Below are 14,747 nucleotides of genomic sequence, written 5' to 3'. Positions count from 1 at the left end.
GCCCCCTCACAGTGTAATTCGACGGAAGTCAGCCAACAGAGCCGCCAGATGCTGGAGGAAACGTGCCGCCGCCGCGCCATCGACGACGCGGTGATCCCATGAAAGGGCCAGGGGTAGAATCAGCCGCGGGGCAAACCCGTTGCCGTCCCACACCGGTCGCGTCTGCGCACGGGTAACGCCGAGGATCGCCACTTCCGGCGCATTGATGATGGGGGTAAAACCGGTGCCGCCGATGCCACCCAGGCTGGAAACGGTGAAGGTTCCACCGGTCATGTCCGCCGGGCCCAACTTGCCATCCCGTGCCTTTCTCGCCAACTCACCGCACTCAGTGGCGATCTGGCCGATGCCTTTTTGATCGGCGTCGCGAATGACCGGCACCACCAGCCCGTTCGGCGTGTCGGCGGCAAAACCGATGTGGTAGTACTGCTTGAGGACCAGGATCGGCTCGCCGTCTTCGTTGCCCAACGAACTGTTGAACTGCGGGAAGACTTTCAAGGTAGCGACCGCGGCCTTGATCAGGAACGCGAGCATGGTGTACTTGATCGCGTCCTTGCCGCCTTCCGTGTTGAGCTGGACACGAAACGCTTCAAGCCCGGTGATATCCGCTTCTTCGTTGTTGGTGACGTGGGGAATCATCACCCAGTTGCGCGAGAGGTTTGCGCCGGAGATTTTCTTGATCCGTGAGAGCGCGACCTTCTCGACGGTGCCGAACTTGCTGAAATCAACGTCCGGCCAGGGCAGCAGGTTGAGGCCACCGGAGTGATCGCCACGTGGTGCAGGACTGTCGAGGCGAACCAGGGCGTCCTTGACGAAGCGCTCGATATCGTCACGAAGCATCCGCCCGCCCTTGCCGGTGCCCGCCACTTTCGAGACGTCTACACCCAGTTTGCGCGCATAACTGCGGACCGAAGGACTGGCATGTGGTTTCGGGCCGGACGTCATCACCATTGGCGCAGGGGCAGATGCGACAGGTGCAACCGGCAGCGCTACGACAGGTGCCGGCGCAGGTACATCCTTTACAGCATCAACCAGCGCATTGCCATTCACTGCAGGCGCAGCGGCAGGCACTGCATCGGCCGCCATCTGCAATGTAAGGATGGCGCTGCCCCTGGAAACCCGATCACCCTCCTTGATCGTCACCGCGACAACGATGCCTGCGCCAGGACTTGGCACATCCATCGAGGCCTTGTCCGATTCGAGGGTCAGCAACGGGTCGTCGAACGCTACCGTATCGCCCGGTTTGACCAACACTTCGATCACCGGAAGGTCTTTGAAGTCCCCGATGTCAGGGACATGAATCTCTCTGATTTCACTCATGACTTACCGTCGCCAAGAAAGGGATCCGTTGCGCGTTCACGCAACGGATGGAGCGCTCATCGAGCGCATACGAAGAGAAAACCGTTAACGCGTCCAGGGCGCTGGACGATCACCGTCCAGGGCGTAGCGTTCGATGGCTTCGGCCAGCACCTGACGCGGCAGCTTGCCTTCGCGCACCAGTCCGTCCAGAGCCGCCAGAACGACCTGGTGACGGTCCACCTCGAAGAAACTGCGCAAGGCGGCACGGGTGTCACTGCGGCCAAAGCCATCGGTACCCAGGGCAATGAAGCGCGCATCGACGTAACTGGCGATGAGTTGCGGCCAGGCGCGAACGTAGTCGGAGGCGACAATGACCGGTGCATCGCCGGCGAGGGAGGCGCACAGGTGGCTGACCTGTTCGGTTTCAGCGGGGTTCAGGCGATTGTGTCGCTCGACTTCACGCGCTTCACGAGCCAGCTCGCTGAAACTGGTGACGCTCCACACCTCGCTCGATACCTGCCAGTCAGCCAGCAGCAACTCGGACGCCGCGATCACTTCCCGCAGGATGGTCCCGCTGCCCAGCAACCGCACCGCACCCCGTGACGCCGGTGCATCGGCCACTGCGTAGCGATACATGCCGCGAATGATTTGATCTTCAACGCCGGACGGCAGCGAAGGCTGGGCGTAGTTCTCGTTCATCACCGTGATGTAGTAGAACTCGTCGACATCGCGCTCCATCATCTGGCGCATGCCGTGGTCGACAATCACCGCCAGCTCCCCGGCGAAAGCCGGGTCATAGGCACGGCAATTGGGCACGGTCGCAGCGACCACATGGCTGCTGCCATCCTGGTGCTGCAGCCCTTCCCCACCCAGGGTCGTGCGCCCTGCGGTGGCGCCCAGCAAGAAGCCGCGGGCACGTTGGTCAGCCGCTGCCCAGATCAAGTCACCGACGCGCTGGAAACCGAACATCGAGTAGTAGATGTAGAACGGCAGCATCGGATTGCCGTGGGCGCTGTAAGAGGTTGCCGCGGCGACCCAGGAAGACAGCGCTCCCGCTTCGGTGATGCCCTCTTCCAATAGCTGGCCATCGCGGGCCTCGCGGTAATACAGCATGGAGCCGGCATCTTCCGGCTCGTAAAGCTGGCCAAGCGGCGAGTAGATACCGATCTGGCGAAACAGGTTGGCCATGCCGAAGGTGCGGGCTTCGTCCGCGACGATAGGTACGATGCGTGGCCCCAGCTCCTTGTCTTTGAGCAAACCGCCGAGCATCCGCACCACCGCCATGGTGGTGGACATTTCCTTGCCATCGGCCTCAAAGGCGAAACGCGCGTAGTCAGCCAGGGCTGGAATGGCGACGTGTTCGTTACCCTTCTGCCGCGCCGGCATGTAGCCGCCCAACGACGCCCGGCGCTCACGCAGGTAACGCATTTCCTGGCTGTCTTCGGCCGGGCGATAGAAGCGCAGTTGTGCGACATCGTCGTCTGACAGCGGCAGCGCGAAGCGATCGCGGAACGCCTTGAGGGCGTCGATATCCAGCTTCTTGGCCTGGTGCGAAGTCATGCGCGACTCCCCTGCACCGCCCATGCCGTAACCTTTCTTGGTTTTGGCGAGGATGACGGTCGGACGGCCCTTGTGCGCCTTGGCAGCGGCGAACGCGGCATGCAGCTTGCGGAAATCGTGGCCACCGCGTTTCAGGGCATCGATCTCGGCATCGGACATGTGCGAGACCAGTTCCTTGACCTCTGGATCCTGCTGGAAGAAGTGCAGCAAGTTGTAGGCGCCGTCCTTCGAGCCGAGGGTCTGGTACTGGCCATCGACGGTCTGGGCAAAGCGTTGCAACAGGGCGTTGTTGGTGTCCCGCGAGAACAACGGGTCCCAGTCCGATCCCCAGATGACCTTGACCACATTCCAGCCGGCACCGGTAAACAGCGCTTCGAGCTCCTGGATGACCTGGCCGTTGCCACGCACCGGCCCGTCCAGGCGCTGCAGGTTGCAGTTGACGATAAAGGTCAGGTTGTCGAGCTTTTCCCGTGCCGCGAGGGTCAGGCCGGCAATGGATTCCGGCTCGTCCATTTCACCGTCACCGAATACGCCCCAGACATGGCGGTCGCCGGTGTCAGCGAGATTACGGTTCTCCAGGTAGCGCATATAACGCGCCTGATACACCGCACTGATCGGACCAATGCCCATCGAGCCGGTGGGGAATTGCCAGAAATCGGGCATCAACCAGGGGTGCGGATAGGAACTCAATCCGTTGCCGCCCACTTCCTGGCGATAGTTGGCCAACTGTTCTTCCGACAGGCGTCCCTCAAGGAACGCACGGGCGTAAACGCCAGGCGCCGAATGCGGCTGGTAGAACACCAGGTCGCCGCCGTGCTGTTCATCGCGGGCACGGAAGAAGTGGTTGAAGCCGACCTCGAAGATCTCGGCGGCCGACGCGTAACTTGCGATATGCCCGCCCAAGTCTCCGTAGGCCTGGTTTGCGCGCACCACCATGGCCAATGCATTCCAGCGAATGATCGACGTGATCCGTTCCTCGACAGCAAGGTCGCCCGGATAGGGACCCTGCCGTTCAATCGGAATTGTGTTCCGATAGGCCGAGTACGGGTGCACATGCGAGGTGATGCCAAGTGCTCTTGCGTGTTGCTCTAACTGTTTGAGCAGGAACTGGCCGCGCTCCGAACCGCCATCGCGCACGACGGCTTCTAGCGACTCCAGCCACTCCCGGGTTTCGTCCCGGTCAATATCCAAAGACGCCATTGCCCCGGGGTTTTCGTTTAGCGAACTCATGTCTGCCTCCACTCTTATTGTTGTTTGCTTAGAGATGAACCGACAGAACGTGCCGCCGTACTAAGCTTCATTACTTACGTTTCAGTACTGTCGAGTCCCTGAAACTTGATTGATCGAGAAAGGAGCCCGTTTCAGGTCGTCGTGCGAAAACCGCCAACCGCCGCGTTGAGCGCACCGCCCACCTGTTCCAGCCCGCGCACCGATTCTTCCAGCAGCCCGCTGGCAGCGGTGCTCTGCTCCGCGACCGTACGTACCCGCGCCATGCTTTCGCCCACCTGTTCCGCCACCGCACTCTGCTGCTCAGCCGCCGCGGCGATCTGCTGACTCATCTGTTCCACGGTCGACACCGCTGCGGCGATTTCCTGCAGCGCCTGGGAGGCCTGCGCGGCAAGCACTACGCTTTCGCCGGTCAGCACCTGGCTTCCCTGCAGGCGACTGTCCGCCTGCTCGGCGACACTGCGCAGTTGCTCGATAATGGTGGCGATGCTGTCGGTAGAGGCTTGTGTGCGCCTGGCGAGGTTGCGTACCTCGTCGGCCACCACCGCGAAGCCACGACCGTTTTCGCCGGCACGTGCTGCTTCAATCGCCGCATTAAGGGCCAGCAGATTGGTCTGCTCGGCCAGGGCCTTGATCACATCGAGCACCTTGCCGATGGCCGCACTCTCGTTGAGCAGCAAGCCCATGGCCTCGGAGCAACCACTCATTTCCTCTGCCAGGTGACCAATCTTGGCCGTCGCCTGACGCACCAGCTCCTCGCCTTTTCGCGCCTCACTGTTGGCCTGCTCGACCGCGTTGCGGGTCTGGCTGGTATTGCGCGCGACGTCCTGGGCGGTAGCCGCCATCTGCTGCATCGCCGTGGCCGCCAATTCGGTTTCCTCGCGCTGGGAGTCGACACCCTGACGCGTACGCTCGGTCACCTGCACCAGGCCGTTGGCGGCCTGATTCAACTGTCCGACACCTTGGCCAATCCGGCCAATCAGCCCACGCAGACTGGCGAGCATGAGCCCAACGCTGCCGAGCAACTGCCCCAGCTCATCACGGCGCCCAGCGGCATCGACCTGTGCGCTGAGATCGCCCGATGCCACGCGCCGGGTCAGCTCAACCGCCTGACGCAACGGCTGCAGGATCAAGTGGCGAATCAACAGGCTGGCGCCGAAGCCAAAACTCAGCGCCAACAGCACAATCCCACCCAGCAGGCGCGATACCCGCTGACTCATCGACTGCGAGGCCTGCACCTGCGCGACGCGAGCCGCGCCCAGCAATGCACTGACCTTGTCGGCGGCGACATTCATCGCGGACTGGCTATCGCCGGTCTGGTCACGACTGGCGGCATAACCGTTGAATGCAGCGCGATATTCGTCCAGCGCTGCACGTGCCTGGGCCAGGGACTCGCGCTCCGTACCTTCAAGGCGCAGCTCGAGGTTTTCCATATACGAGCGCAACTCGATTACCCGCGCCTCCCAGGCGTTGCGTACTTCGGTGCTGCCCTGCAGCGTGAAATAGAGTTCGCTGTCGCGCAGGTTGGCCAGCTTGTCACGCAGCGTGGAGGCTTGTTCAAGCTGCAGCATGCGCACCGAGTCAGCTGGCTCAGTCCGCGAGGCCAATAGATTGACCGCGTCGAGTTGATCGAGCATGACCACGGTGAATCGCTCGCCAACCACCTGCGCCAGCTGTTGCATGCGCAGGCGCGCCTCGCGGGCATCGCGCTGGGCCTGGGCGTAGCGCTCGAACTGGGCGAGATAAATTTTCGCGGCGTCCATGGAGCCGCCCTGCCCGGTTTCCACCCGGGACTTTTCCAGCAACGTCACCAGCTCGCCGGTGAGGCGGGCAACCTTGTGCGCCTCGTCCTCTGCCAGCTCCAGGCCGAACGCCTTGACCGCTACCTGCGCCTGCAGCAGCAACGACTCGACGGTGGCGACGTCGTTCATCTTCCCGGCCCGGGCTTCGAGCACATTGAGGGCATAGAACCCGGTCGCGGCAACGCCCAGTGTCGACAACAGCACCAGACCGAAACCCAGGGTCAGCTTGGTGCCTACTGACAGATTGCCCAGGGCACGCGCGATCATAGAGACACCCCTTCGCACAACGACAGCACAGTGCAAGTTCCATTGAGGTCATGGCGGCCGAATCTGAACCAAAGAGGATATGGCGTGGAGCACGAAGGCGCGCTTGGCATATGAATTCTTCTTGTTGTTCTTCGATTGTCGACGCTCTGCGCCGCTTGCGTTTAGAGCCTATCCCGTATGCCTGCGGGACGGCCAATGGCCAATAATGATGCGCGCTAGTTGAATTGCTGATAGCCCCGGACTCGCCCGCCGAGCCACCGCATTGCACGAGCGGCTCGACTGATCGGGCGTGTGTTTAGCCGATTTCAGGCATCAAAAAAACAAAGTGATGCCGACCTGCAGATTAAGTGCATCCTTGACGTCGGGACTGAACGCTGGATGCTCGACGTAACTGAGCCCCGTACGCAAATAGGTTCCCGCAGCAAGACGCATGTTGTAGGCAAGGGTCGTGGACTTTGAATCGTCGGCGTTCGACACGTGGAATTTGTCGAGCTTGGCGTTGGCATCGTCGCTGTAGCTGGTATACCCGTATTCCAGGGTCAACATGTCGAACGGGCGCGAATCAAAGGGCCCTTTGGCGAAGACGCGAAAGCCGTAATACAGGTCAAACAGGTTGCGATCCTCTGGCGCAGACATCCAGGTAAAACCGGCATATAGGCCCCTTGAGGCAATGGCGCTGTCGAACTGGTAGAACTGGTAGTCGCCGAGGACGTAACCGGCGTAGTTGTCGTCGCTACGCTCGTTACTCAAGAACTGCGTGTAGTCCGAGGTGTTGTAGATATAACCGGCACGCAGCCAGGCATAGGGCGTGCCCGGGGTCGCGTTGCGTTTAAAGCCGAGCTCATCGATATACAGCGCACCGCCATGGTCAACGTGCATGTCGAGTTCGCCCAGGTGGCGGTCAATTTCCGGCCCCATACCGTCGGGACTGATACTGCGTTGCACGCCGAACTTGTTATAAAAGTTTCCCATGTTCAAGGTCACGTTGGCTGCCGGGCTGGACACAGGCGCGTGGCTCAGGCCGACCTGGTACGGGATAAGCGCCTGCAAACCCTGGGTTCCCCCCACCAGCGTACCGCCAGTGAAGGGGCCGACGAACTCCAGGTCGTTGGGCAACACACCGATTTTGAATTCGACAGTTTTATCCCACAGGCTCTGGTAGTAGGCGATACGCGTGTAGCTGAATTTCGAAGACGGATTCACTTCGTCCCAGCTGGAGTAGTAACTGCCCACCCCGAAGATGAACTGGCCATTTTCCAGGCCAACCTGCCCCAGGTCATAGGTAAACCCGGCCACCAGGTTCGACGAGTAAGTGGGACGCTCGCCGCCGTAGGCTTGCGGATTGTGCCGGTCGTGATTCGTGTAGTTATTGGTAAAGTTGGACATGTTGAGGATGTTGAAGCCAATCCCGTGTTCAGCCAGATCACTGCGCAGTCCACCGGCATCACCGAGGATACTTTCCGACGGCGGTGGCAACTCGGTCAGTTGGCCGTGTTCCGCCAGGGCATCGATTTTCGCGAACTGTTTTTTACGCTCGATGATTTGGCCAAGCAATTGACTGTCGGGCAGTGATTTCTGCGCTGCTGCCGGTTCAAGGGACGCAGCCGGCAATTTCAGTTCCGGGGCCACCTGCCCGACCAGATTCTGCTCCTTGGGTGATGTTTCAGCGCGAGCATTCAAGCCATGAGCTGCCCAGAGTGCCAGGGATGCCGCCAGCGTCAGCCTTATGAATTCGGGCGCACGCCTACGGATTCGGTTCATCCCGATTGAGGTGGGCCGCATACAATTACCTTTTATTTTTGTTGTATTCAGAAGCTGAAGTGAATGGATCGAACTAGGTGACTTTGGCCGCAGTGGACATCCACGTCTGTTGCGGCGACCTGGCAGACAGGCACAACAAGCCGAACGCCAGAACCGGCAGTACCGGGAACAGCATCAAGCCGAGGTTATAGGAGCCGCTTTTATCAAACACCATGCCCAGCACGATGGGGCCGATAATGGCGCCCAGCAGGGTGACCGAAAAGGCACTGCCGAAGATCCGCGCGTAAGCCAACCGGCCAAATCGGCGGGCAATCAGATAACCGAGGATATCGATCTCGGCGCCCTGGGTTGCTCCGATCAGAAAGCTGGCGACCAGCGCCCAATTCGGCCCTTCGATCAGCATCAGGAAACCGACGAACTGGCAGGCGAGGAAGATCCCGGCCACGGTGCGGGTGTGCAAATGATCCAGCAAGGCACCACCGAACAGCCGCCCAAACAGTGACCCGACAGACCCGGCCGCAACAATGCCGGCAATCTGCGCGGGGGATACGCCCCAATCCGAGAGCATCGCAGGCAGGTGAAAACTTGCGCCGACAGCGCCAAACAGCACCAGCACAAAGGCCAGGGAATACAGCCAGAAATCCCGCGTCCCCATGGCACTGCGCAGGGTCAGACCGTCCTGACCAGGCTGCGTTTTCTCACCGCGGCGTTCTGCCTCGGGCATCGGCCCCTTGTTGTCACGGACAAACACCGCGAGATTGACCAGGCCAATGACCAGGGCAATCGCCCCGGCCACCACAAAAGCGTCCCGCCAGCCGTGCAACACGATGTTTTGCGAAATCAGGTAGGAGAACCCGCCGGTGCCCACCGCCAGGCCCGACGAGGTAATGGCAAAGGCAAGCCCAAGGTGCTTGTCGAACCAGCGCTGGGTCAAAAACAGGAAAGCCGGATAACTCGCCAGATTGCCCAGGGCCACACTCAACGCCGTGATCGCAACAAAAGCGCCGAAAGAATGGGTCAGCGACAGGCACATATAGCTGCCACACCCCAGCACCGTGCCCAGCAGCGCGACCCGGCGTGCGCCAAAACGGTCGACGAGGTAGCCGGCGAGCGGCATCACCAGGGCATTACAGATAGATGCAGCGGAAATGATGATGGAGAAATCAGTCCGCGACCAGCCGAACTCGGCGGTGACCGACTTCATGAACAGGCCCAGCGGAATCAGGAGAATGGCGGGCGGCGCGATGCTCATCCCCAGGAAGCATCCAACGAGTACTGACCAGCGTTTCATGTGATGTGTCCTTATTATTGTTATGGAAAACCAGCTGGCGTGGCGTCTGTAGGCGGACTCGCGCAGTTTTAAACACCGGCGTAACGGGCTGAAGCTCCCTTCATGTCCAGCCGATACCGCCTCCTGCAGCTGGAGCATCGCCGTTTCTTCACGAGCCTACGTTCACCCGCAAATTATATCAACAGTGGTTGAGATATTCCCTTCACCCTTGGTCGCATTAATCCGAGCGAATGAAAGGTTCCAGTGGGCGAATCAGGTCGGCCTACTCGAAGATGGCCGCTTTACCAGATCAATGATCGAGACGATTCCCTCCGTGCCACCCAGGCTGATCACCGTTGAAAAACAAAAAAAAGCCTGAAACCTTTCGGTTCCAGGCGCTATTGCCTGTTCTTTTGTGGTGTTGAAGCCAGCTATTCCTGGCTCAGGTCCCTACCTGCTGCCGCAGCACCCTGGCTGACGATGTCAGACACTGAGATCAATATGAATAATCCTGTCGACCTCATCATGAGCAACCCCCATCCCGCGCAAGATGTACTGCACCATGCTTTCTACAGCACTGACCGGACGACCACCCTCAAGGATCTTGCGCAACAGGAACAGCATGCCGCCAATGATGCAGTCCACGGTGGAGTCGATGTCGACGACGTCGAACGCCCCTTCGTTGTTGCCGATCAGGATATCCCGCGCCAGGGGATTACCCATGGTCGAGATCATGTCGTTGATGCTGTACATGGAGTGCACCAGGAACCAGCCCCAGACCGGATCGGTGAGGCCGCGGTGGATGGTACGGCGGATGTTGACCCCTACCCGTTCGGCGATGCCCGCATCCGCGGCGTTCCCCGCGTCGAGCTCGGCAATCATGGCGAGGGCGTCTTCGATGAACACCGCCCGGGCGACTTCTTCCTTGCTGGAGAAGTAATTGTAGAAGGAGCCGAAAGAGAGCTCGGCCTCCTCGGTAATGTCATTGATGGCGGTCGCTTCGATGCCTTTGCGCCCCATCACCGAGCGCGCGGCACGCAGCAATTTGTTGCGCGTGCGCAGGCGGGCTTTTTCGTTGATGCGCGGTTGGCGTGGTGCGTCTGTGTCGTCGGCCAATGGTTCAGCGGCCTTGGCTTTTTTCTGTGCCGGCGCTTTTTTGGCAAGCGTAGCGTCGGCTTTGGGACGCTTTGGGGTGGGGATGGCCTTTTCGTTCATTACCGGTACCGACTGGGCGTTAGGGGAGCAAGGATAACCGACTCTACCAGCCCCGCCCACCCGGGACCCTGCCGGCACTCGCGCTGCTGCGCCACGGTTGAGAGTGGCGCAGCTTTATCGCTTAGAACTTCATGCCAATGCCCAACAGAACTTGCGAATAGTGCGCGTCGATGTTGCTGCCGGTGCTGGGCCCGGTACCGTGCAGGGTGTCGGGCAAGTGGTATTCATAGCCCAGGGAGATATCGGTCTGCTCGGGCAGGTGATAGGTGAAACCGGCGGAGACCGAGTCATTGAGGATGCCGGGCGAGTAGTAGTTGGCCGCCGTATGATCTGAGTCCACGGCCTCGCTGGCGTGCTTGAAACCGGCGCGCAGGGTGAATGTTTTGCTGGCGTTCCACGAAGCCCCCACGCGGTACACATCCTGACTGTTGAGGCCGGCACCCTGGGGATTATTCAGGAAGCCCACGTCGCCCCAGCCAATGCGCAAGTAGTCAAGCGCCAGGGTCACATCCTGGGTGACGCGCAGCGCCACCCCCACGCCATATTGCTCAGGCAAGTCCAGGTGGCCACCGGCAATCGCCAGCAGGTCATCCTTGTAGCCCTTGGCATCGCCAAAACGCATTTTCGGTGAGTAAGACGCGCCGACACTCAGCAACGGGTTGATGTGCCACAGGCCCCCTACCCGCCAGCCGTAGCCCGTGGTGGTGGCGATGCCGTGGCTGGGTGACAACGCCAGGCTGCCATCGGGACCGGGTGCCACCAGGCCGCGGGCTTGCAGTTGCTGGACGCCGAGCAGGACGGACAAGCCCAGGGCAAAATCCGGGGTCACTTTATAGGACAGGGTCGGGGCGAAATTGACGTAGGCGATCTTGGTTTTCACATCGGGATTGCCCATGCCCGGTACCGCTTCATGGCTGTAATCGGAGCCGGAGCCAATGGAATAGACCGACATGCCGACCGACATGCGCTCGTCCAGCACATGGTTGAAACCGCCGCTGGGGATCGGCACCCGTACCTTGAAATCGTCCTTGTTGTTTTCGTTGCCGAAGCTTGAGTGAAAGTTGCCGAAAAACATCTGCAGGCCGCCGTCGATGCGGTTGCCCAGGTCGGCCATGCCGGCGGGGTTATCGCTGGCGATCATGCTTGACTGGGGGAAGGCCATGGAGGCGCCACCCATCTGCGCCGACTCGATACTGGCGGAGGTGGGGCTGTTGAAGTTCATCGCCTGGCAGGCTTGAGTGCCGCACAGCAGCAGGCCGACGCCGGTCAGCGAACGACGCAAGGCCCTGGTGTTCAACGCAAGGTTGATGTTCATTGAAACTCCCGTATGACTATTATTTTTATTGGCATGGTTGGGTGAAGCCGTAGGGCCGTGGCGCGGATGGGCAGGCTTCTGCCAAATGCGGCGCGCACGGGTCCGCTGCCGCTGTTCGCGGCAGTTGTGGCGGGTTCCTTGAAGGGGCTGGGTAGCGGTGGCGCGGCGCTTAGAAAGCGACGTTGTCACGCCCTTTGAGCTGCATGATTTGCCGGGCGTCCTCGGCCGTCGCCACTTCGAAACCCAGGGACTCGATCACGCCCCTGATGGCCCGTACCTGCTCGGCATTGCTCTGCGCCAGGCGGCCCTTGCCCAGCCACAGGTTGTCTTCCAGGCCCACGCGCACATGGCCCCCCAGCAGCAACGACTGGGTGGCGATGCGTGGCTGCTGCGCGCCGACGCCGAGCACCGACCAGTTGTAGGTGTCGCCGAACAGGCGGTCGGCGGTGCGTTTCATGTGGGCGACGTCTTCGGGGTGGGTACCGATGCCGCCACGGATGCCGAACACCGACTGGATGAACAGCGGGTCCTTTACCAGCAGTCGCTCACGGAAATGCGCGGCGGTGTACAGATGGCCGATGTCATAACACTCGATTTCAAAACGGGTGCCCTGCTCGCTGCAGGCCGTTAGGATTTGCGCAATGTCCTTGAAGGTATTGCGGAAGATGCGTTCGTCGCTGCTGGCCAGGTACGGCTGCTCCCAGTCATGCTGGAACTCCTTGTAGCGCTGCAACAGCTCGTACATGCCGAAGTTCATCGAGCCCATGTTCAGCGAGGCCACCTCCGGCTTGAAGCGCATGGCCGGTTCGATGCGTTCTTCCACGCTCATGGTCGGCGAGCCACCCGTGGTGAGGTTGATCACCACATTCGACTCGCGCTTGATCTGCGGCAGGAACTGCTCGTACAGGGCCGGGTCCTGGCTGGGGAAACCGTTGTGCGGATCACGGGCATGCAGGTGCACAACCGCAGCTCCCGCCTCAGCGGCTTCTATGGCGGAACGGGCGATCTGCTCCGGGGTGATCGGCAGATACGGCGACATCGACGGGGTATGAATGGAACCGGTGATAGCGCAGGTGATAATGATTTTCTTGCTGTGTGCAGCCATGGCGGAGGACCTTCTTGTTGTTATTCAGGCATGGGAACGGCCGGCGATGTGCGCCGGCCGGCCATGTTTCAACGGGGCTCGGCGACGATGGTGTTCTGGATATGGCCGATGCCTTCGATTTCCACACGCACCACATCGCCCACCTGCAGGAAGGTTGGGGGCTGCATGGCGATGCCGACGCCCGCCGGGGTGCCGGTGATCAGGATGTCGCCAGGCTCCAGGGTCATCACTTCGCTGAGGTAGGCAATCTGCTTCGCGACGCTGTAAATCATCAGTTCAGTGGACGAATGCTGGCGACGCTCACCGTTGACGCTGAGGCTGACGGTGAGTTGTTGCGGGTCGGCGATCTCGTCGGCGGTGACGATCCACGGGCCGATCGGGCCATGGGTGTCGAAGGATTTGCCCAGGGTCCAGGTCGGGCTTTTGGCCTGCCAGTCACGGGCGCTGACGTCGTTGGCGACGAAGTAGCCAGCCACGTGTTGCAAGGCATCCGCCTCGCTGATGCGGCGCCCGCCCTTGCCGATGACCACGCCCATTTCGGCTTCGTAGTCGAGGCGTTCGACCACTTGCGGGAAATGCACGTCGTGGTAGGGCCCGGTGATGCAGGTGATCTGCTTGCTGAACCAGACTTGCGAGGTCGGAATGGGCACACCCAGGCGACGCGCTTCTTCTTCGTGGTCTTTGTAGTTCATGCCCAGGCACATGAATTTTCCCGGACGCAGGATGGGGGCCAGCAGGCGCACCTGATCCAGGGCAATGCTGTTTTCAGGGGTGGCGACCAGGTGGGCAGCGGCGGCCAGCACTTGCGGCAAGGCCAGTACCGCGGCCACGTCGGCAGCATCGGCGGGCAACAGTGACGCCAGGTCGATCACGCGATCACCGTCGACGCGGCCGATGGAAGTGGTGCCGTTGTAGCTGTAGCGAGCGAGTTTCATGGAGGATGTTCCTTGTTCAATAGGTGGCTTAGCTGAGAAAGTCGGGATTCAACGGCGGCGCCCACTGGGACAGCGCATCGGGTGTCAGTGGCTCGTGGCTGACCGGGGTGGCGTCGTTGACCAGGTCGCCATCGGTCCAGTGCTCGATCTTGTTGCCGGCCGGGTCCAGCCAGTAGTCGAACACCTGGCTGCCCTGCACGTGCCGGCCAATTCCCCAGGAGTGACGGTGCTGGCGCTGCGTCAGGTACTGGTTGCCACAGGACAGGTCGTCCCAGTCCAGGACCTCAAAAGCGCAATGGTCGAACCCGGGTTCCGTCGCGCCGAGGTTGAGCAAGGCGACGGTGTGGTGATCGGTAAACTCGTCACCCAGGCCGCAGTGCATGAAGGCCGCGACGGTATTGCCCGGCACGCCACCGTAGTAGCTGTCGGATACCCGCAGGCCGAGCACGTCCTGATAGAAGGCGAACATGGCCGGGAAGTTGACGGTCTTCAGTACGACGTGGCCCAGACGCATGACATGGGAGGCCCGCACTGCTACCCGGTTGGTGGTGCCGACACGGCGACGCTGGTCAGCGGTATTGAGCTGCAGTGCCGCACGCACCGGGCGTGGGCTGATCACATCACCGCCGAACAGCAGGTCCAGGCGCCCGCTATCGGGGTCGTGAAGCGTCACGATGGAACCCGCACCGAGTTCTTCATTGGTGCGCACAGGCACATCGAATTGCGCCGCTACACGGTGCAGATCGTCCAGGCTGGATACCCGGTAGCCGACACCCAGGGCCTTGTTCGGCCCGCGTTCGGCGATGTAGGCCGGATAACCTCCGCCGTAGCTGGCCATCTGCAGCGAGGTTGCGGTTTGCTCCTGTTCGAGCAGGCCAAAATCACCGAGGAAACTGGCCTGCGCATCAAGGTCGGGAACCTGATAGCGCACGTAGGCGATGTCACGTATGGCAATCATGTGGTGCTCCTTTTATTGTTGTTCAACCCGTGGATC

10 protein-coding genes and 1 pseudogene are annotated in these 14,747 nt (G+C 61.0%); all 11 read right to left on the bottom strand.

The genetic code is table 11. From position 1 onward, the window contains the following. Positions 1-6: 6 nt before the first annotated feature. Entirely contained in the window at positions 7-1,317 is a 1,311-nt protein-coding gene (gene aceF / locus QMK58_RS15390; protein ID WP_320394958.1) for a dihydrolipoyllysine-residue acetyltransferase, read from the bottom strand. A gap of 84 nt (positions 1,318-1,401) precedes the next feature. After that, complete coding sequence (gene mdeB / locus QMK58_RS15385; protein ID WP_320394957.1) at positions 1,402-4,086, bottom strand: alpha-ketoglutarate dehydrogenase; 2,685 nt, start codon at positions 4,084-4,086, stop codon at positions 1,402-1,404. Between the two features lie 131 nt (positions 4,087-4,217). Beyond that, positions 4,218-5,087 (bottom strand): methyl-accepting chemotaxis protein, encoded by an 870-nt coding sequence (locus tag QMK58_RS28965; protein WP_413817429.1) that lies wholly within the window; start codon positions 5,085-5,087, stop codon positions 4,218-4,220. Continuing rightward, positions 5,082-5,303, bottom strand: a pseudogene (locus tag QMK58_RS28960) (HAMP domain-containing protein); the annotation flags it as partial. The gene QMK58_RS28965 and the pseudogene QMK58_RS28960, both read right to left, overlap by 6 nt. A gap of 1,161 nt (positions 5,304-6,464) precedes the next feature. Beyond that, positions 6,465-7,832, bottom strand: a complete 1,368-nt coding sequence (locus QMK58_RS15375; protein WP_320394955.1) for a carbohydrate porin — start codon at positions 7,830-7,832, stop codon at positions 6,465-6,467. 154 nt (positions 7,833-7,986) lie between these two features. After that, entirely contained in the window at positions 7,987-9,204 is a 1,218-nt protein-coding gene (locus QMK58_RS15370; RefSeq protein ID WP_320394954.1) for an MFS transporter, read from the bottom strand. Positions 9,205-9,666: 462 nt separating this feature from the next. Beyond that, positions 9,667-10,398: a TetR/AcrR family transcriptional regulator gene (locus QMK58_RS15365; protein ID WP_150766297.1), complete on the bottom strand. Its 732-nt coding sequence runs from the start codon at positions 10,396-10,398 to the stop codon at positions 9,667-9,669. 121 nt (positions 10,399-10,519) lie between these two features. Continuing rightward, entirely contained in the window at positions 10,520-11,713 is a 1,194-nt protein-coding gene (locus QMK58_RS15360; protein WP_320394953.1) for an OmpP1/FadL family transporter, read from the bottom strand. A gap of 169 nt (positions 11,714-11,882) precedes the next feature. After that, a complete protein-coding gene (locus QMK58_RS15355; RefSeq protein ID WP_320394952.1) occupies positions 11,883-12,818 on the bottom strand; it encodes a 3-keto-5-aminohexanoate cleavage protein in 936 nt (311 codons plus the stop codon). Between the two features lie 68 nt (positions 12,819-12,886). Beyond that, the gene (locus QMK58_RS15350) at positions 12,887-13,753 is read right to left on the bottom strand and encodes a fumarylacetoacetate hydrolase family protein (protein ID WP_320394951.1); all 867 of its coding nucleotides are present in this window, start codon (positions 13,751-13,753) and stop codon (positions 12,887-12,889) included. A 28-nt stretch (positions 13,754-13,781) separates the two neighbouring features. Beyond that, positions 13,782-14,711 (bottom strand): VOC family protein, encoded by a 930-nt coding sequence (locus QMK58_RS15345; RefSeq protein ID WP_320394950.1) that lies wholly within the window; start codon positions 14,709-14,711, stop codon positions 13,782-13,784. Positions 14,712-14,747: the final 36 nt, after the last annotated feature.

This window comes from Pseudomonas sp. P8_241 (genome assembly GCF_034008315.1).
In the GTDB taxonomy this organism is placed as follows: Bacteria; Pseudomonadota; Gammaproteobacteria; order Pseudomonadales; family Pseudomonadaceae; genus Aquipseudomonas.
Note: the sequence above shows the minus strand (reverse complement) of the source record. Positions and strands in the feature narration are given on the sequence as shown.